Annotated in this window: 17 protein-coding genes; 2 read left to right on the top strand and 15 right to left on the bottom strand. The window is 60.7% G+C overall.

The features are described 5' to 3' along the window. Positions 1-18 precede the first annotated feature (18 nt). The 7 genes from ACVJGD_RS13525 to ACVJGD_RS13495 all read right to left on the bottom strand — a co-directional run bounded on the left by ACVJGD_RS13525 (position 19) and on the right by ACVJGD_RS13495 (position 5855). Positions 19-1401, bottom strand: coding sequence for a DUF4910 domain-containing protein (locus tag ACVJGD_RS13525; protein WP_456634798.1), 1383 nt, complete (start codon positions 1399-1401; stop codon positions 19-21). Positions 1402-1788: 387 nt separating this feature from the next. Next, positions 1789-2031: a phosphopantetheine-binding protein gene (locus ACVJGD_RS13520; protein WP_456634797.1), complete on the bottom strand. Its 243-nt coding sequence runs from the start codon at positions 2029-2031 to the stop codon at positions 1789-1791. After that, positions 2028-2822 carry an AAC(3) family N-acetyltransferase gene (locus ACVJGD_RS13515; protein WP_456634796.1) on the bottom strand — a complete coding sequence of 265 codons (795 nt, stop codon included), beginning with the start codon at positions 2820-2822 and terminating at the stop codon, positions 2028-2030. Before ACVJGD_RS13515 ends, ACVJGD_RS13520 begins: the two co-directional genes overlap by 4 nt. Further along, the gene (locus ACVJGD_RS13510; RefSeq protein ID WP_456634795.1) at positions 2819-3124 is read right to left on the bottom strand and encodes a hypothetical protein; all 306 of its coding nucleotides are present in this window, start codon (positions 3122-3124) and stop codon (positions 2819-2821) included. Before ACVJGD_RS13510 ends, ACVJGD_RS13515 begins: the two co-directional genes overlap by 4 nt. Positions 3125-3152: 28 nt before the next feature. Next, positions 3153-3980 carry a class I SAM-dependent methyltransferase gene (locus ACVJGD_RS13505; protein ID WP_456634794.1) on the bottom strand — a complete coding sequence of 276 codons (828 nt, stop codon included), beginning with the start codon at positions 3978-3980 and terminating at the stop codon, positions 3153-3155. A 222-nt stretch (positions 3981-4202) separates the two neighbouring features. After that, entirely contained in the window at positions 4203-4424 is a 222-nt protein-coding gene (locus ACVJGD_RS13500; RefSeq protein WP_456640249.1) for a winged helix-turn-helix domain-containing protein, read from the bottom strand. Between the two features lie 141 nt (positions 4425-4565). Further along, the gene (locus ACVJGD_RS13495) at positions 4566-5855 is read right to left on the bottom strand and encodes a hypothetical protein (protein WP_456634793.1); all 1290 of its coding nucleotides are present in this window, start codon (positions 5853-5855) and stop codon (positions 4566-4568) included. 525 nt (positions 5856-6380) lie between these two features. On the opposite strand from ACVJGD_RS13495, the gene ACVJGD_RS13490 reads away from it, so the two are divergent. Continuing rightward, entirely contained in the window at positions 6381-7769 is a 1389-nt protein-coding gene (locus tag ACVJGD_RS13490) for a hypothetical protein (protein ID WP_456634792.1), read from the top strand. A 66-nt stretch (positions 7770-7835) separates the two neighbouring features. Here the strand turns inward: ACVJGD_RS13490 and pseC are convergent, their stop codons facing one another. The 7 genes from pseC to pseG all read right to left on the bottom strand — a co-directional run bounded on the left by pseC (position 7836) and on the right by pseG (position 15722). Continuing rightward, complete coding sequence (gene pseC, locus ACVJGD_RS13485) at positions 7836-8987, bottom strand: UDP-4-amino-4,6-dideoxy-N-acetyl-beta-L-altrosamine transaminase (protein ID WP_456634791.1); 1152 nt, start codon at positions 8985-8987, stop codon at positions 7836-7838. After that, positions 8980-9972, bottom strand: coding sequence for a UDP-N-acetylglucosamine 4,6-dehydratase (inverting) (gene pseB / locus ACVJGD_RS13480; RefSeq protein ID WP_456634790.1), 993 nt, complete (start codon positions 9970-9972; stop codon positions 8980-8982). The genes pseC and pseB overlap by 8 nt, the downstream gene beginning before the upstream one ends. Before the next feature lie 135 nt (positions 9973-10107). Continuing rightward, positions 10108-10815 carry a cytidylyltransferase domain-containing protein gene (locus ACVJGD_RS13475; RefSeq protein WP_456634789.1) on the bottom strand — a complete coding sequence of 236 codons (708 nt, stop codon included), beginning with the start codon at positions 10813-10815 and terminating at the stop codon, positions 10108-10110. Next, positions 10812-11720 carry an aldo/keto reductase gene (locus tag ACVJGD_RS13470; protein WP_456634788.1) on the bottom strand — a complete coding sequence of 303 codons (909 nt, stop codon included), beginning with the start codon at positions 11718-11720 and terminating at the stop codon, positions 10812-10814. The genes ACVJGD_RS13475 and ACVJGD_RS13470 overlap by 4 nt, the downstream gene beginning before the upstream one ends. After that, on the bottom strand, positions 11720-13009 hold the full coding sequence (locus tag ACVJGD_RS13465) for an aminotransferase class III-fold pyridoxal phosphate-dependent enzyme (RefSeq protein WP_456634787.1): 1290 nt from the start codon (positions 13007-13009) through the stop codon (positions 11720-11722). Before ACVJGD_RS13465 ends, ACVJGD_RS13470 begins: the two co-directional genes overlap by 1 nt. 55 nt (positions 13010-13064) lie before the next feature. Then, complete coding sequence (pseI, locus tag ACVJGD_RS13460) at positions 13065-14120, bottom strand: pseudaminic acid synthase (RefSeq protein ID WP_456634786.1); 1056 nt, start codon at positions 14118-14120, stop codon at positions 13065-13067. A 75-nt stretch (positions 14121-14195) separates the two neighbouring features. Next, a complete protein-coding gene (gene pseG / locus ACVJGD_RS13455) occupies positions 14196-15722 on the bottom strand; it encodes a UDP-2,4-diacetamido-2,4,6-trideoxy-beta-L-altropyranose hydrolase (RefSeq protein WP_456634785.1) in 1527 nt (508 codons plus the stop codon). A 306-nt stretch (positions 15723-16028) separates the two neighbouring features. Here pseG and ACVJGD_RS13450 point away from each other — a divergent pair, with 306 nt between their 5' ends. Next, positions 16029-16682 (top strand): class I SAM-dependent methyltransferase, encoded by a 654-nt coding sequence (locus ACVJGD_RS13450; protein WP_456634784.1) that lies wholly within the window; start codon positions 16029-16031, stop codon positions 16680-16682. Positions 16683-16709: 27 nt separating this feature from the next. Here the strand turns inward: ACVJGD_RS13450 and ACVJGD_RS13445 are convergent, their stop codons facing one another. Further along, on the bottom strand, positions 16710-18038 hold the full coding sequence (locus ACVJGD_RS13445) for a hypothetical protein (protein WP_456634783.1): 1329 nt from the start codon (positions 18036-18038) through the stop codon (positions 16710-16712). Positions 18039-18411: the final 373 nt, after the last annotated feature.

Raw genomic sequence — 18411 nt, 5'->3', positions numbered from 1 at the left:
CTCGTTTTTTTGCGCAGACTAGGACGCAGGAGTTTCCTGATCAATCAACATGGGGGCGTGCCGATTGCAGACGTGCGGTTCGCGGCCGTCGACTGCTACCAGCAGACGATTTGCAACGAGCTTCTCGACGATATCGAACAGCTCCCACATAGGCACCCCGATAATCTCGGCGATACGCAGGAGATCGTTGGTCCCGTCGGCGTAGGCCAACACGTGCATCATGTTAGCGACATGATCGGCGCTGCCCTTCATCGAGATCGTCGGATAAAGGCCGCGCTTTCCGAGTTGTGGCTCGCCGAGGACGGTCGTGCGGTAGGTCCGGTTCGTCTCAAGGCATGCCACGCATCGCATCATGGCCGAGAGAGACCCATTCAAGCCAGCCGGTGTCACCAGATTGAGGTCATCCAGCGAGGAGTGATACTCGGGATAAGTGCCGTATTTTGAGCGCATGAGTGAGCATACGGGAAGATCGATGCCCGGCGAGCAATACTGACGCTCGTCGCTGCCCCGGTCCAGGAATGTGTAGCTGCGGAAATCCGGAGCGATATGCTGAAGCACATGCCGAGCCACGCGGTCGGCAACTGTGTTGCCGCGGCGAGAAGGCAAATAGGAATATTCGCGCTCGTCGCCGACGCATGACAGGTTGAAGCCGGCCAGAACGTTTGCGCGCAAGTGATCCGCGTTCCGACTGAGATAGGCGATCGAGCCGATGGTTTCAGGGACGAAGACGAAACGGTAGCTGTAGCGCCGTGGTGCAGAGCAGAGCCACTTGGCCAGCCAGGTCGCCACAACAGGGCCGGACAGTTCGTTGTTCGCCATGGATGGATGGCAGATATAGGTCGAGAAAAATATCTCCGTTGCTTCCTTTCCCCGCACGGCCAATTCGCCATAGCTGAGGTGACCGGGCGCAAGCGTGGCGTCGATGACCGCTCGGTATTGCCCGGGCTCAAGCTGCTCGCGCAGACGGTGCGCAAGGCAAAATCCCCAGTGTCTGCGGTAGTAGGACGTGACATAGGGAATCGCCTCGGGTTGCTCAGGTAGCGAGTAGAGATGCGATTGCAGTTCTTCTAGGCTGAGCGTGGTGTCGATTGGGGGCGAATAGCCCACCACATGCAGGTTGTGGTCGCCAAAATCGACCACCGTCCGGCCCATCGGATCGATCAGGTGTCCAGACCGGATGTTCCATTCGTCGGGAATCACCCAGTCCAAGACTTGGGTCCCCGAAGGGATCTCGCTGATCGCAAGCCCAGGAAGATGCTGCTTGATACGCCTCAACGTTTCGCGCGTGCCGTCGCCGGTGATGCTGCGGCAGATCGGAAACAGCTCGCGGGCGAATGCGTGCATCGCCTCGCCCGCCGACATTTCGTTCACGGCAGTGGTCTCGACAGGATCAAGTCCCATGCGCGTCCGCTCTCAGTTTCCGATTGGACAGTATGAGGAGATCGTCATAGCGGTGGGCTGGCCTCTTCCAAGCTGAAGAAGCTATTAGCACTTTTCGATGTTTAGGGAAGCCACACGCGATCCGAACCATGCCTCGGTTCGCGACGTCGGCTCCATTTGGGCCTGGCACGATCGGCCGTGTGAATTAGGGCGAGCGTGACCAACAAGCCGCACTGGACGAGAAAATGGCTGACTGGGACTGCGACTTTGGTCTGGAGGCCGGCGATGAAGACATCGCGATGATCGTAACCGGCGCACCAGAGCCTGCTACCTCTCCACCAGCCGGCCGCATTCACGGATGAGGTGGTCGATGGCCGGGCGTGCTCGGTGCTGGGCACCGAATGGGAATCAGGTGCGGAGGCGGTCAACCAGCGCCCCAATGCTGGAAATAGTTTGGAAATTCTGCAGGGTAAGCTCCTCGTTGGGCAGGGTCACACGGAAGGTCTGCTCGAGAACGGCGATCAGTTCGACCGTAGCGAAGCTGTCCAGGACCCCCGTGGCGAACAGGTCGTCATCGTCGGCGGGCAGATCCTTGTGAGGGGCGACGGTGCGCAGCACATCGCGCAAACGGGCACAGGTGTCGAGGGTCAATTTTCACTCTCAGGTTGGAAGTCTTGGCGATTCTTCACAAGCATCAAAGGGTCGGCACTGAGCGCGGCCAGGGTGGCATCGCGCATGGCGCGGGCCCCCATGATGCTGACCGGTGCCCCGGCGAAATCGGCCACGGTCATGCCCGATCGCTCCAGGACTGGTAGCAACACGGTTAAGTCGTTGACCGCCTCGGGCTCCAGGACGCGGACGTAGAGGTCTTCGGCCAGATAGAAATCCCGGCCTTCATGGCGCACCCGTCCCTCTTTCGGCTTGAAGAAGCGGTAGGGGATACGCTCCGCCAACAATTGCTCCACACGGTGGAGGTAGCTGCAATGGGTAGGATGACAGCCCAGCATCAGGAATTGAACATCCTCCGACTCGAACCAATCATAGACCGAGCCATCACCCCAGGCCTGGGCCGGGCGCAGCGCCACCAGATCGGCCGCCTGCGGCCCGGTGACGGCGAAAGAAAAAAAGGCGCTGACTGTGCGGCGGACGCTGGATTGCCGACGAAACGTCTCGGTGAGAATGCCAGTGGTGCTGGGTTCGGTATCCAGGTCGCAGAAGGCATCGCGATAGCCGGGCGTGAAGGCGGGCATCGCAAACAGTCGACGGCTTCGGCCGAACTCCCACAACAGCGACAGCACGGCTTCGTTGGCGGCAGGGCCTGGCATCCCCATGGCTCGAGCCAGCGGCCACAGCGCCGAAAACACCACCAGCGGCCGATCTCCGTCCTCGCCGATCAGGTCTCCCAATAAGCGGCGCAGGTCGCTGTTCTCTGGGCGGTTCACGAACGCCTCTCGAAGGTCAGGAAGTCCCACAGCGGGAACCGGCGGGCGAAGGCGCGCAACGCCACCTCGTCCTCGGGGATGTGGTCTCCGGGAGGATGAGCGTATTCAGTCAATACGAATCCGCACCCGCCCATCACCTCCATCACCCGGTCCAAGGTCGGGGCGACGGTGTAGAGTTGTTCGCGATACTCGCTCACGACCAGCATAGGGTCGCTGGAGCTGCCCAGGCGGCAGCCCAACCAGAACATGGGGTTCGGCTCGAACAGATGCAACTTTCCGCCCGGCCGAAGCAGCCGCGCCAAGGCCAAAATCACTGCGCGAGCCGCGACTTCAATCTCCCCCCGGCTCCAGCAGCAGCAACAAGATGTCGCTCATGTAGACACGGTCGAACCTGCTCGCCTCAAGGTCCAGCAAGGCCGCTAAGCTAGCCTGTGGGTCAACCGGATGGAGGAATTGGCAGGTGCCTGCCGCATTGGTTTCAGCAATGCGGATCAGCTCCGGTTGGGTGTCGATGCCCAGCACCACCGCTCCCATGGCGGCGAACTTGCGCGAATAGAAGCCGTTGCCGCACGCGAAATCTAACAACCGCTCACCCGCCACCGACTGGTCGGCGAAATAGGCGTCGAAGAACGGCTCCTGCACCCATTTGTAGGGGCCAGCCTTCAGTGCCATGCCATCGGAAGTGAATTTGGAATCGTGCCACCAGCGCCATGTGTCACGCAGCCGCAAAGTCAAGGCCAAATGCTGGCCGATCAACTGGTGAAAGGTGCCCAGATGGCTGCGGTCCAGAACTGAAGTAAGCGGCGCCAGATAGGCGCGATAGTCCCGCTGGTCGTCGGCGCACAAAATCCAGCGCCGATGCAGCAGATCGAGCAGGGACCCCCCTTGCTGCACCGTCGTCGCCGGGTCAGTGAGGCGACTCGGATCGGACCACAGCCCGTAGCAAAAGTCGAAGCCGGTCCGATCCACGCCCTCCACCTCGGCCAAGTCATCTCGCCAGCGATCGGCGGAAGCGCCCTCGGCCAGCATGCCAACAACCGCCACAGCCGCCGGTGACAACCCCACATGGGTGTGCGTGCGGGGATTGGTGGCAACCCAGCCACCTTCCGCGGGCCGCAGGAGGGCGTCGGGACACAAGCGCAGCTTCAATTCAGCCATGGTGGATGGCCTCGACAAACCACTCGAAGCCCAATTCGTCCAGGCGTTTGCTGATCTCGGCGCAAGAGAACGAAGGCTGATCCAATTTGTCACGCAGAACGCACAGCGCCTGCCCGATACGCTCCTGGCGATGGGTTAGGGGCATGCTGGAAGTCTCTTCTCATCGGCCAGGGACAATCGCGCTCGACTTCCTATCGCTGCCGCCCGCGAGTAAGCTACTCCCTAGCATTGCGCCCGCGCTGCGATCAACCCCGCCGCGTTACCGGAATCCACTTCGGCCAGCAAGCCGGCCCCGGACAGCTTGGCGGCGATGGCGGCGCAATCCAGCGCGCCCGCCGCGATGCGCTCGGCGATGGCGGGCAAATCATGGTTGCCGTTGCAATACGCCAGCGGATTCATCATGGTTTCACTTAGCGCCGGCTTTCCTTGGTGCCGACCGACGATGGTGGGTTGCTCGCGATCTACAGCTTCATCGAGCCGGCTCTACCATCATCGCCATGCCCATCTTGGTCCTCAGCCGCTTCGAGGGTGCTGGAGATGACTCGCGGCCGTCGCTTCTTTTGAAGCTGTCGCGCGGCGATAGCGTCATTTCCGTTGCGGGAGAGCCGCTATGCGCCCGTTCCGGGCAATCATGATTGTCGCGACGGCAATTTGGATCGCTCGTGCGCAGCCAAACGACAGCATGTAGGCGGGGAATCCCAAGTGGAAAACCGTCACGATGAGAAAGAGGACGGCCCAGGAAAGCACGAATGCGGCGGCCGCGGCGAAGACTGCGCGCTCTCCGTCATGGGCGATCAAGGCCCAGTCGAAAACCGGACTGAGCTGAAGCGTCAGGGCCACGACGGTGCAAGCTGCGTCAATCCAGGATAGTCTGTATTTCACCCAATAGGTATCGGGGTAGACTTGGCTCAGGAGCACGAAGGAAGCGATCGAACCGACAGCTATCAATGCTGCCACTTCGGCCGAGCGGGCCAGCGCGGCTCTCAGCATAGCGCCCCCAAGGGCAATTCGCGCGCGGATGAAATCGGGTCCCCACTTCTGCACAAAGATGCTGGTTACCGTATAGGCCGCGCTCACCCAGATGCCGGCGAACGCATATTTGGCACCATCAATTTCGGAGCCGAAATGCAGCACCCAGCTTCGATCGAAGCTGATGGGGACGAGCGCAGTGGTCGCCGCCGCAAACAGCCATATGCCGTCCGACTCATGGCTGACGAACGAATCCTTGTCCACGGCGCCCGGGTTGGGAGCTTCAGCCCGTGAACGAATGACGTCGCGAAGATAGAACAGAACGGCGACACCGACCAAAGCGGAAGACACGGCTTCTGCCCAGAGGCCCGCCTGCCAATTGAAAAGCGATGCGAACGCTGTGCAGAACACTAGCGCGCAAGCTGCGCGCAAGATCGCCGAGGCGCTCATCCCGAGGAGCTTGTCGTAAGCCCTGAACAGCGAGGCTGAAATCGCGAAGGCGTTGGTAGCGAACGCCAGTACGGCAATCGCGGAAGCCACGATCGCGGTCCGCCAGCCGTAGAATGCGAGAGTGATCAAAGCGAGGAGACCGGCTGCCGCCAAATGCCTCCAGACGAGTCTTCGCACGTCCGAGCCGAGCGTTTTGCGCAACTCAGGGGACCGGCCAAACGCAACCAGCCGCGTGAATTTCTTGACCATGCCCTCCACGAGGCCGAAGCTTGTTGCGCTCGCGACAAAGCCGGCAACGGCAAACGTTGCCGAATAGCTAGCAAAGTCGGTTGGGGAAAGCACGCCCGCCAGAATTGCAGCCTTGCCGAGCGTGATCACGCTCGCGAATGCCATGAGCGTGAAAAAGGTATAGCGAGACTTCACTAATTTGACTTCTGAAAGATTATGGCGGGCCATCCAACCGCGATCGAGACCGGCGGAACGTCCCTGGTGACGACCGCACCGGCGCCGACAACCGGGCCGTCGCCAATAGTTACCCCAACGACGGCCGGCCAGGATCCAAACCACAACCACACGCCCGGAATGAACGGCCTGGCGACGTGCGAATAGGGCGGGGGCCCGCCAATATCAAGACCGCCGTGCTCAACACAGGCGCTCTTGGATAAGTCGCACGTGGACACCCATGATGATGCCACCCATTGGCTCCCAGGACAGAATTCGGACCAATTTTCACGCTCGTGCCCGGCACGCACGCTCTGGACACTTTACACAACAATTCCAGAAAATATATGTGTCGCTTAGCGATACTTTCTGTGGCTGAATGTGCCACGGCAAGTGCGCGCATCGACCACCGTAGGCCGCCTGTCGCGAAGACGCGTGCGATCACGATTTTCGACGTATTTGGTGATAATACCAGCGACGGCACTGCAATATCAATCGTGGAGCACCATGCCAACTCTTTGCGTCAGCTATCGCTGGTTGATGATGCTGGTCGTCGGAGCTCTGCTTTTTCCGATGGCGTTGGTGCTGGGGCTTCGCTACTTGACCGCTTACGGTACGTGGGCCCCTGTCAGCCTCGGCGCCTGGGCCTTCTTTTTCGGATGGTATGTCGCGTTCTTCCTGGGTTTTTTCTTCCCGTTCCGCGTTCGATCCGAAGGTAAACAGCCTGCCACCGGACAGGCGGCCTGGCAAGCGAACTTCTGGATAATCATTCTCTCATGCGCCGCGGCGATAGGCGCAGGGATCATGACCTATAATTTCGCAGTTGTCCGCGGTTTTGGCTTCGATGTTCCGGCGACGGTTTTGCGCTCGCTCGTGGTTGAACAGGCAAACGCAGGTTACGTCGGCTCATGGTTGGGAGGACTAGGCCGCTTCCTCGTTTCTGCAATTGCCGTAGCGTGGATCGTCACCTGTTCGAGATGGCGGGCTGTTTCGTGGTTGTCCCTCGCGGCGCTGCTCGCCTCAACCGTGGCAGTCTTTATCTACCAGGCGAAATTTGAGGGCGGTCGGCTCTTCTTTTCGGCAACCCTGCTGGCGTCGTTCTTTGCGAGCATAGGCTTCCTTGTTTCTGATGTCGGTCAAAATGGCCGCGTGAACATCTTAGCGGTACGGTCAACGCATATCGCTCCTGTCGCACTGCTGCTGCTGCTGTCGATGGGGGTATCGGCCTACAATGATCTTGTGTTTGTTTCTCGCGGTGTCCAGTCTGCGCAAGCTTTCGATCGGCTGAAAGAAGTTGCAAATGCCCCGGCTGCAAAGGCGGTTGAGCAGAAGGTTGGGACGGAGCAGCTGCACAATGCCAATCCCTTCACCGACGTTTATTTGCAGTATGCATCCGTCTTGAATATCGAACTCTCGTCTGCTCGTGATGTTGGAGCAAGCTATGGCCGGGCCATGGCCTGGATTTACCTTACCCAAGGCATCAGCGAATTCGACCGCATCTTCCAGTCGAACAACTTGAAGCACGCGGTCGGTCTTTACCAGTTTTCGCAGGTCGGGCAGATCCTGAGCAAGCTTACCGGTACCGACATGCGCTACGACATGGCAAAGAATTTGCCGAACTACGGGACGTATGTCGCTCTTCCTGGCGCTTTCTATGTCGATTTTGGTGCTGTCCTGGCGCTCGTGCTTGCCGCTGTCGTCGGCATTTGTTTTCGTACCGGCATTGAATCGATGTTTAGCGGCGCCAGCGGCTTCCTGACCGTTTTGGCGCCGTTCCTCTTTGTCATCGTTGCCACGGGACCGGTGACCTCGCTGGTATCAAATTTCTGGCCCTGCATTTTCTGGATAGCACTAGTCGAGATCCCGCTTTGTGCAAAACCATCGCAGAGTGGTCAACCCGCTGTGGCGCTTCGGATTCCGGAAGTCTGAATCGCCCGCGAGCGGCGGTTGCCAGTCCATCTCGGCCGAAAGATCGAGAGGGGGCGGCGAATGGACTCAGCAAAGATGCTTCAGTCCGGCCACGGTGCTGACGACGTAGTCCTGGTCAGCCTCGGACAGCGCGGGGAACATCGGCAGAGTCAGAATTTCCCGGTAGACCGCCTCGGCGTGAGGGCAGAGACCGGGCTGATGGCCAAACCGTTCGCGATAGAAGCTGAGATGATAGACGGGTGTGTAATGCACGTTCGCGCCGATGGCGGCCGCCCTGAGATGATCGAAGGCGCGGCGTCGGTCCACCTTGAGCTGGCCGAGGTCGAGGCGGATCACATAGAGATGGTAGGCGTTAGTTCTGTCCGGATGCGTCGCAAGCGGACGGACAAAGGGTATGTCGGCGAACATCTCGTGGTAGCGGGCCGCGATGGCCTGACGCCTGTCCAGCCACAGCGGCAAGCGCTTCAGCTGCGCGATCCCGAGGGCGCATTGTACGTCCGGAAGTCGGTAGTTGTAGCCGAGCTCGACCATGTCATAGGAGAAGGTTCCGGTCTTCTCCCTCGACCTGTGGTCAGAATCGATTCCGTGATTGCGGAAGCGGCGCATGTGCGCGGCCATTTCGGAATCGTCAGTCAACACCATGCCGCCTTCGCAGGTCGTAAGGTGCTTCACGGGATGGAATGAGAAGGCGGAGAGATCCGCGATCGTTCCGACCTTGCGGCCCTTGTAGGTTGCCCCGGGAGCGTGACACGCGTCGGCGACGAGCTTGATCCCGCGGCCGGTGGCGAGCGCGCGCAGTGCATCGTAGTCGGCTGGCTGCCCGCCGTAGTCGACCGCGACGATGGCGCGGGTCCGCTCCGTGATCCTCTCGGCGACGGATGCAGGATCGATCAGCAGCGTTTCAGGCTCCACGTCAGCGAATACTGGCGTACCGCCTTCATAGACCACCGCATTCGATGAAGCCGCAAATGTGATCGCCGGAACGATCACTTCATCGCCGGGACCGATCTTCAAGGCGCGCATGGCGGCGTGAAGCGCTGCGGTTCCGCTGTTGACGGCAACTCCTTCCCTTGCGCCACAAAACTCAGCGAACGCCCGCTCGAAGTCGCCGACCCTGGGGCCCGTCGTCAGCCACGCCGAGCGCAGCGTGTCGGTTACCGAGGCGATATCCTCGTCGTCGATGATCTGGCGACCATAGGGGATTGAAGCCCTAGCCATGGAGGCTCGCGGATTTGTCGAGCATGGCCTTCAGCGCCGCCGCGTCGAGCCACTCGGGATTGGTGTCGCTGGCGTAACGGAAGTCCTCGGGGACGGGCTGGCCGATGTCCCCATATCCCTTGTAGCTCCACCACGCCAGCGCCGGCTGCACGATGTAGCGATCCTCGAGCTCGATCGTGAAGCGCGCGTCGTCCTCGGTGATCATCACCTCGTGAAGCTTTTCGCCTGGCCGGATGCCCACGACCTTGTGCGGACGATCTGGAGCCATCGCCTTGGCCAGATCGACAATGCACATCGACTTGATCTTCGGGACGAACAATTCGCCGCCCTGCATCATCCTGGCGCTCGAGAGCACGAAGTCCACGCCCTGGTCGAGCGTGATCCAGAACCGCGTCATGCGCGGATCGGTGATCGGCAGATGGTCGCTTCCCTTGCCAATGAGCTCGCGGAAATACGGGACGACCGATCCGCGGGATCCGACCACGTTACCGTAGCGAACTACTGCGAACTTGGTCCCGGTGTTGCCGGACAGGTTGTTGGACGCGACGAAAATCTTGTCCGAGGCCAGCTTGGTGGCGCCATAGAGGTTCACCGGGTTGCAAGCCTTGTCCGTCGACAGCGCGACGACCTTGGGAACACGGTTCGCGATCGCCGCCTGCACCACGTTCTCGGCGCCGAAGACGTTGGTTTTGACGCACTCCATGGGGTTGTATTCTGCGATCGGGACGTGCTTCATGGCCGCCGCGTGAACCACGAGGTCGACCTCGCGCATCGCCATATTCAAGCGGTCGAGATCGCGCACATCACCGATGAAGAAGCGCAGGCGGCTGTCGGGCATCGCCTGTGCCATCATGGCCTGCTTGTACTCGTCGCGTGAATAGACGATGATTTTCCGAAGATTGTGATCCCGCAAGAGGACCTTGACGAACTCGGTGCCGAACGAGCCGGTGCCGCCCGTGATCAGAATGGCCTTCTTGTCGAGCATGGTTACAATTCGGAATTGTTGAAAATTTCGACCGGTATTAGTCAGTTCAGGCGAGTATTGCAAGGGAAAGCGGCTGGCGAGATTTGCGCGCGTCACCTTTGGGTTGCTTGGAAAAGCGCACTGGATTGGTGGCCCTCACGGCGCATTGATTGCGGCGATGTCAGGATGTTGTTCGAGAAAGTGGAGCACGTCTTGCTGGAGAAAATCGTTGTTGCGCCCGGCCAATCCCGCAAACACCCTCTCGACCATCTCGAAATCCGCCGGCGTATCGACCGTCCAGCGCAGCGCGCCAAGGTCTGGCGTCTGCGTCAAATGCGCGAGGCGGAATGTTTCCGGGTGGCTGTAGATGTACTGCGTCACGTGCTCCCTCGCGCCCAGATCGGTCGCCTCGCGATGGGCCCGGTCGAGCGCCGAAAACGAGACGACTTCGACGTCCAGACCGTCAGGATAGGTGCGTTCGATGCCGTTGCCTGCGAGGTCCGACCCGGCGCGCAGCTGTAGCTCGACCGCGGCGTCTATGATCGTCCAGTCGATCAGCGGGCAGTCGCCAGTCAGCCGGATCACGTGTTCGGCCGGGCCGAAGGCTGTTGCCGCGCCGTGAAAGCGGGCCAGCACGTCATGCAGCGCGCCGCGATAGCAGGCGACCTCGTTAGCGTCGCAGAAGCTTTCGATGGGATCGTCGGATGGTTCCTGGCTGGTGGCGACGACGAGCCGGTCAATGGTCTTCGAGCGGCGGATGCGGTCGATTTGCCAGGCGAGCATCGGGCGACCCAGAATGGACTTGAGCACTTTGCCGGGAAGCCGGGTCGAGGACATGCGGGCCTGGAGGATGGCGAGGATCATCGATTGCGGTCCGGCTCCCAGAGTGACGGGGTGAGTGTGACTGGGTCGTCGATCGCGCAAGCCCGCCAATCAAGATCGCGGACACGCGTCGCCGATGCGGCGACGATCTCGGCGAGTTCGTCGGCGCTGGTGACACCCACAACCGCGACATCGACGTGATCCTGCGCGAGCACGAAGCCGACCGCCGCCTCGATTGGTCGCAGGCCTGCCTGCCTGATGCGAGCCTGGGTGTTCGCAAGTGCCGGTCCGGCGTGGGCAAGCCGCGGCGGCAGCCGGGCGGGATCCATGAAGAGCAATCCTTGCAGGAAGACCGAGCGGACGTGAATCTCGATACCGAGCTGCTTCAGCAGGGCGAGCTCTCCGTTCTGCCGCAGCCGCTGATCAAGAATGCTGAAGGGCAGCTGCATCAGGTCGGGGCGGTACTGCCGGGCGAGCTCGAGCGGCCCGTCGGCGAAGTAGGCCGAGATACCAATGCGCCTGTACAGGCCTTCGTCGCGCAGCCGCTCGAGTAGCGCCCACAGGCGCGGCCCGTCAGGGCCAGCAAGATCACCCGCCGCGTGAATCAAAATGGCGTCGGCAGGTCTCCGTCCGAGCAGATCGAGCGATCGCCGCGCCCGTCGCTCGACCTCTTCAAGGCCGTGGCTGAGCGGCAGCGCCTTGGTCACGATTGCGAAGTCCTGATGGGGGGCGAGCGCGGCGCCCAGGATCTCTTCCGCAGTGCCGTAGCTTGCGGCCGTGTCGAGCACGCGAATTCCGGCCGCATGTGCGGAGCGGAGGATCGCCGCGACTTCCGCCGCCGGGACCTGTCCGGCGATGTTTGATACGCCGTAGGCCGTGCCGAACTGCACCGTGCCCAGTCCGATCCTGGACGCGGGGGAGGTCGCGATATCGTCCCGCGCCGCCATCAGCGAACTCGGAATAGCGGCTCCAACGGCTCGCATTTGAGGTATTGGCGGATGGCACGATTGTCGACCGCCTGTCGCAAGATCGGGAAGATCGCTTCATACGCGGCGAGGAGCGCATCGACGTCCGCCTCGCTGTGCGAGTAGCTGAGGTTGTGCGTGCCGAACGACAACAGCCCGCGCTCCATCATCTCCTGCATCCAGAGCGTCTTGATCTCGAAGGCGTTGGTTCCGTCAATATCCTTGAAGATCAGGAACGACCAGGTCGGGTGACCGCTGACGGAAGCGAAATGTCCGATGCCGTGCTTGGCGATCAGCTTCGGCACCTCGGCGAGAATGCGCGAGCCGCGTTCGTTCATGGCCGCGATCACGGGTTCGCGCCGCAACTTCCCGATCGTTGCTTTGGCGGCCGCCAGAGAAAGCGTTTCGCCGCCCATCGTGAATGAAAAGAAGACTTCCTCCATCTCGCGCATTACGTCGCCGCGGCCGCACACGGCCGACAGCGGGAAGCCGTTGGCGATGCCCTTGCCGAGCGTCGTGAGATCAGGGGTTACGCCGAACAACTCCTGTGCACCGCCGAGCGCATAGCGGAAACCGGTGATCGTCTCGTCGAACACCAGCAAGGCGCCGGCAGCGTGGGTCAGCGCCTTGACGCTTTCGAGATAGCCTGGTGCGGGCGCGACAACGTTCATCGGCTCCATGATGACGGCTGCGACCTGGCCCTTGTGTTCGGCGAGTGCTTTCTCGAGCGCCGGCAGGTCGTTGTAGGCAAAGCCATGAGTGAGGTCCCGGGTCGCCTGCGGAACGCCCTTATTGCGCGCAGTCGAGCCGATGTACCAGTCCTGCCAGCCGTGATAGCCGCAGACCAGCACGTGGTCGCGCCCGGTGAAAGCGCGTGCGATACGGATGGCGCCCGCCGTGGCGTCCGATCCATTCTTGCCGAATCGTACCATTTCCGCGCTCGGCACAACCTCGCACAGGAGCTCCGCGACTTCGGTTTCCAGCGGATGTGAGAGGCTGAAGATCGTACCGTCCTCGAGCTGCGCCGCCACCGCCGCATTCACGTCGGGATCGGAATAGCCGAGTGTCACCGAGCAAAGACCATTGATGAAATCGATATACTGGTGACCATCGACGTCCCAGACCTTCGATCCCTTGCCGCGCGCAACGAAATAGGGCGAAACGCCGAACGGATACTGCGTCACACTCTTGGAAAAGGTCTGCGCGCCGAGCGGGATCGTCTTTCGGGCGCGCTCGAGGAATTCTTCTGATTTGGCGTAGCGAAGGGACATGTGTTTTCCAGGCGACCGCGGAGGTTTTCTTGGGAGCTGAAGAGTCTCAGGTCGATCAGGCGATCGCCGACCACGTTAGCGCTTCACCATAGGCGATGTCACGCGCGGCCATGCGCCCGATGATGTCAGGCAGGTGCTTGGGCGGCAGGCCAAAGCCGGGTCGGATCACGCGCACATTCTCTGAGGTGAGTGGCTGGCCTGCCTTGATCGGCTTGACTGCGTAAATCGAGCGACGGAAGCGGGTATTGGCGGCCTCGCTCGGAGCCAGACTGTAGTCAACGCTACCAAGCGAAGCCCATGCCGACTTGCAATCGTCAACGAGCTTCCTGAATTCATTCGGTTCGAGCGAAAACGCTGCGTCAGGCCCGCCGTCGTTGCGCGAGATCGTGAAGTGCTTTTCGATGATGGCGCCTCCCAGAACGGTAGAGGCGACGCACGCTGCAGAGCCAGGCGCGTGATCGGAAAGGCCTGACACCACGCCGAACGCCTCTCCGAGATGCCTGACGGTCCGAACGTTGGCTTCCTCGATCGGCGCTGGATAGGCGCTGGTACAGTGCAGCAGCGCAATGCCGCCAGCGCCATTGCTCCGCGCGGTTTCGACGGCTTCCTGGATTTCGCCGAGATTCGCCATGCCGGTCGAGATGATCATCGGCTTGCCGCGCTTGGCGACATATTTGATGAGCGGCAGGTCAGTCACCTCGAAGGAAGCGATCTTGTAGGCCGGCGCGTCGAGCCCGGCGAGCAGATCGACGGCGGTTTCGTCGAAGGGGGTCGAAAAAATCGTGATCCCGAGTTCACGCGCCTTCGCGAACATCTCTGCGTGCCACTCGAATGGCGTGTAGGCCTCCTTGTAGAGTTGGTGGAGTTGGTAGCCGTCCCACAACCCGCCCTTGATCTGGAAATCCGGCCCGTCGTGCGGGATCGTCATGGTGTCGGCTGTGTAGGTCTGGATCTTGATTGCATCCGCGCCGGTCGCGGCCGCCGCCTCGATCAACTCCAGGGCCTTGGCAAGGCGGCCGTTATGATTCGCCGACAACTCTGCGATGATGTAAGGAGGGTGATTGCGGCCGATCTTGCGGCCGGCGATCTCGAGCTCCGGGCTCTCGCTCATGATTAACCTCTCGCAACACATTGAAGGCTTCTGCAAGACCGACTGTCGAGCCGCACAACTTTGCAAAACACGCGCCTATCCCATCGTCCTACTGTTTCCCTCCGCCGCGCCGTACGTAGGAAGGTGATAGATAAGAAATTCAGCGTCCCGGCCGGCCGGCACAAAGCCACACTTCAGGAAGATTCTCTGCGAGGCGAGATTCTCCGGTCTCACTCGCGCCTCGACGCGTTCGCAGAACCGTTGCCTGAACGCTTCCTGGCAGGCCAAAGCCAAGGTATTGGCGCCATATCCCCGACCGCGAATGTTCCGGGCCATTGCAATACTGACCACCGCTGTCCCCGTCAATTCGATGTGAAAACGCACGTTGCCGCAAGGTCTTCCATCGGCTTCGACGATGAAAATCAGCGTGTTCGGATCGGTGAGCCGCTTGTGTAGCCATGTTGTGTGGGTATCCCAAGGCACTGGCCGGCTATCGCCGGACATCGCGCGGGCGTCTGGATCGTTCCTCCAGAGCCAGAGACGACGCGCGTCATCCGCAGTAGCTCGGCGCAGCGTTAGCCGCCCGGCACGCTCCGGCCCTACAAGTTCATCGATGGTCTCGCCGACGCGTCGAGCGCCATTGCCGTCGCATACGTCGGCCGCCTGCCGTGACATCCGCGCGAGTTCGTCGGGCCGAAGGATGAGTTCACGCAGCATCCGCGAAATCGCCTCAGGCCCGTTGGAATCGCGTGGAACGATTCGCGCGGCACCGACCCTCTCAAGCGCGCGGGCATTCTCGCGCTGGTTGTCGGCGACAATGAACACGATCGATGGAAGACCGAGGCAGCACCGCTCCCAACTCGAGGTGCCGGGCGCTCCGATTGCGAGGTCGGCACTTGCCATCAGTTCGGCGATCTCGGGAGGGTCGACATAGACTTCAATCCGCGCTGCTTCTTTCCGAAGCGCGACAATCTCGTCGAAAGACGACGCGGTGGGGCCGGTCACCACAATGATCCGCGAAAAGTTGCCCGCCGTTACCAGGGACCGGGCGATGGCAGCCGTCTGACCTCCGATGTCGGTGAGCCCGAGCGAGACATATATCGATTTAAGCTCCGATGCCGCGCGTCGCCGCGCCAGCGCAGTCGCGCGCAGTTCTCCGAACGCACTACGCAGCAGCGTATAGGATGCGCCTGCGAGTACGCGACAATGCTGCGGGACCAATCCGGCATAGTCGTCGGCGCTCCGACCTAGCGTCATGTCAAGGAGGAGGTCGCAATCATGCGGGCGCACGGGCGCATCGTCGATCACGAGGATCGGGCACCCATGCCGGCGCAGTGAGCGCTCAAATGACTCGCCGAGCCGATAGGAATCGACGACGACGAGATCAATCTGCGTCCCGACCAGCTTGCCGTCCGCGAGGGCCACGCTCCAGTCGTGTTGGTCGGCCTCAAGCCAGCGGACTCCGGAGCGGGCGAGGGCGGGCACGGTCTCGGCGGTCCCTGCGGCGCACACGAAGAGAACGTCGGCGCCGCGCTGCTGCATTTCGGTTGCCAACGTCAGGCACCGCATGACGTGGCCCCCTCCAATGGCCGTATCGGCGTCGGCTCGGAACACGATCAGCATCGTGGTGTCGCGCTCTGGCCTGTGTTTGGCGGCATATCGTGGATCATATTGGCTATATAGACCAGCCGATTGCGCCAATCAAAAACTGAACCAAAGAGGATAACGGTCGCTGATCGTCGGCACCGCCGCGGCGTGAATAGCTTGATTGCGATCGCTCAAATGCGGCATACCCGGCCAGACGCCGTGATGGACCGGTCGCCCGAGAGAGTGACCACCACCGATTTCCGAAGCTTGGCAAAGCCTCGAGCAAATGGCACAAACTGTTGGAATGACTGATTATAGCAATTCGATGCGTCGGGCCGGCCGATGACAGAGCGCAGCCAACGAGAGGTATTCCTCGAAAGCGAGGGAGACGCGTGGTATGCGCGCAATCAGGAACATTTGCACGGGGCCGGCCAGGATATCGTCCTGACCACCTTGCAGGAAGTCGGCGTCTCGCCGACGATGGTGCTCGAGATCGGGTGTGCCAACGGCTATCGCGTCGCCGGAGTTTGCGAGCAGTTCGGAGCGACGGGGTTTGGCATCGAGCCATCCTCCAAGGCCGTGGCGGATGGCCGAAGCCGGTATCCCTCGTTATCACTTGAGGTTGGAACTGCCGATCTGCTGCCGTTTGCCGACGGCCAGTTCGACCTCGTGATCTTCGGCTTCTGCCTCTATCTGGTTGACCCTCGTCTGCACCTGCGCTGTGTCGCAGAGGCTGACCGGGTTCTGGCCGATGGTGGGTTGCTCGCGATCCACGACTTCATCGAGCCGGCTCCCTACCATAATCGTTATGCCCATCTCGAAGGGGTCCACTCCTACAAGATGGAGTTTTCACGATATTTCCTCGCGAGCCCCGCCTACAGATTGTTGCGGCGCAGTATGAATGCGCCGGGACCGCCCAAGCCCGATCATTCGGTGGGCGTCGACTTGCTTTCAAAAAACCTCGCTGCGGCTTTTCCGTCGAATCCGTTCGTTTGACGCCTCGACCGCTTCAATGGCAGAATTTCAGTTCGAAGCGTTCGATTTCGCCTCAAATGCATCACGAGGCGTAATGTACCAAAGCAGGAACAAGACGAGGACTCCGTGGGTCAGCATGGTAACAGTCAGCGGTACGTTGAGGAAAATTTGCGGTAGCAAGGCCGCGGACGTAAGCACAAAGCGCGGCGGCAGTCCGGCGGACACACGGTTTCCCAGCGCGATCACGAGCCCGCTAGCAAAAGCCGTTGTGGGCGCCAGCCAAACGCCCACCGAGGCGATCCCCTCGGTCGCAAACAGCGACGCGTTGAAATTCCCGCCAATTCCAAACGCTTTGTAGATCACAATTCCGAGCGGTTCGTGATAGGGGCAGTTTGCAAGGGCTCTCAAGAAACTCATCTGGCAAAACAAAGTCAGTTCATTCTTGGAGAAGAACTCGTTGTAGTAGTCCATTGCCAGCGAGGGAAACGTGATCATCCGGAAGTTGATCAACGCAAAATATGGCAGCGCCTCTGAACTCCGCGCTGCATCGATTTTCCACAGGATAACTAGCAAAACGCCGACCGCAGTTGGCACCAGCAGAGAGATGATGACGACCAATCTCGCTTCGATGAATCGGGCCAACAATGCGATTAGTCCAACCCAAGCCGAACTAAACAACGCGAGCTTGCTTAGGGTGATCGGATACAAGAAGAACAGTAGTGCTAACGCTGCTGTAGCCCGCCAAAGCCTGCGATATTCGACGAAGCAGGCGAACGCGAACGGCAGTACTGCGCTCGCGATGATGCCTATGAGATAGCTGAGAAGGCTCGGAAACTTGAGTGTGTCGCGAAGGGCCGAGATGTCATTGTCGAGTTTGATCAGGCGCTCGAGGTTGACGGGCTTGAAATTATACGCTGCTCCGGCCGCGAACGTCACTCCCGCGATTAGCAGAATCGCACTGAGAAAGCGATCGAACGCGATGGGAGAGGGTGCCCAGAATTGCTTCAGGGGTAACTTCAGAAACAGCGCAGGCAAAAGAAAGGCAACTGCAGAAGCGTACGCCGAGATTCCTGCCAGCCGATGGTCATAACTGAACTCTGAAAAGCAGTTCAGCCAGAGATAACCAGCTATCATGGAGTAAAAATAGAAGCCGATGAAGTACCCAAAGCTGAACTGCGAAGATGCGAAAACAGCCGAGACGAGGGAGAATGCCGCCACTGCGGCTAGCGCCTGTGGTAAATCATCCCAGCGAAAGTAGACGTGATATTGGGGATAGAGCTGTGAAACGAAGACTAGCGTTAGACAGTAGGCAAGCAGATGAAGGCTGATCAGCGCTCCAAATCGAATGTACTGCATGGGCTGCTGGCTAACGGCCACTTTCCTCGTGCGCCTGATGAAAACTCGGGTTTCGTATCCGAATCTAAGGGCTTGGACAAGCTAGAATGCCGCGCCATCGCCCGGATGATGTGATCGGTGCCTGAAACGCAGCAGGAGCCGAACCTGTCCGGTGGTGAAGCAGAACCGCCTCAATATCGCGATCATCAAGGCGCGGGAGGCGCTCGATGCGGGCAGGTTGGTCAACCTCGTGTGCGGCGCGGTTCGCTCCCTGGGTCCCACGATCAAACCTGTTCCGATCAGGACGCCCGCGCGGCACCTAGGCCTTCGATGGCGGCGCGCTCATCGGCGAGCTATCATCTCGGCACATGACGTCGTCGGCGCGTCCATACGCCCAATATGACCGCGCTCGGAG

This window comes from Bradyrhizobium sp. USDA 10063 (assembly GCF_054063735.1).
This window is presented reverse-complemented; position numbering and strand designations above follow the sequence as displayed.

Coding starts and splice junctions, on each gene's coding strand:
- ACVJGD_RS13525 (WP_456634798.1), bottom strand. CDS start 1,401: ATGGGACTTGATCCTGTCGAGACCACTGCCGTGAACGAAATGTCGGCG.
- ACVJGD_RS13505 (WP_456634794.1), bottom strand. CDS start 3,980: ATGGCTGAATTGAAGCTGCGCTTGTGTCCCGACGCCCTCCTGCGGCCC.
- ACVJGD_RS13495 (WP_456634793.1), bottom strand. CDS start 5,855: ATGGCCCGCCATAATCTTTCAGAAGTCAAATTAGTGAAGTCTCGCTAT.
- ACVJGD_RS13490 (WP_456634792.1), top strand. CDS start 6,381: ATGATGCTGGTCGTCGGAGCTCTGCTTTTTCCGATGGCGTTGGTGCTG.
- pseC (WP_456634791.1), bottom strand. CDS start 8,987: ATGGCTAGGGCTTCAATCCCCTATGGTCGCCAGATCATCGACGACGAG.
- pseB (WP_456634790.1), bottom strand. CDS start 9,972: ATGCTCGACAAGAAGGCCATTCTGATCACGGGCGGCACCGGCTCGTTC.
- ACVJGD_RS13475 (WP_456634789.1), bottom strand. CDS start 10,815: ATGATCCTCGCCATCCTCCAGGCCCGCATGTCCTCGACCCGGCTTCCC.
- ACVJGD_RS13470 (WP_456634788.1), bottom strand. CDS start 11,720: ATGGCGGCGCGGGACGATATCGCGACCTCCCCCGCGTCCAGGATCGGA.
- ACVJGD_RS13465 (WP_456634787.1), bottom strand. CDS start 13,009: ATGTCCCTTCGCTACGCCAAATCAGAAGAATTCCTCGAGCGCGCCCGA.
- pseI (WP_456634786.1), bottom strand. CDS start 14,120: ATGAGCGAGAGCCCGGAGCTCGAGATCGCCGGCCGCAAGATCGGCCGC.
- pseG (WP_456634785.1), bottom strand. CDS start 15,722: ATGCTGATCGTGTTCCGAGCCGACGCCGATACGGCCATTGGAGGGGGC.
- ACVJGD_RS13450 (WP_456634784.1), top strand. CDS start 16,029: ATGACAGAGCGCAGCCAACGAGAGGTATTCCTCGAAAGCGAGGGAGAC.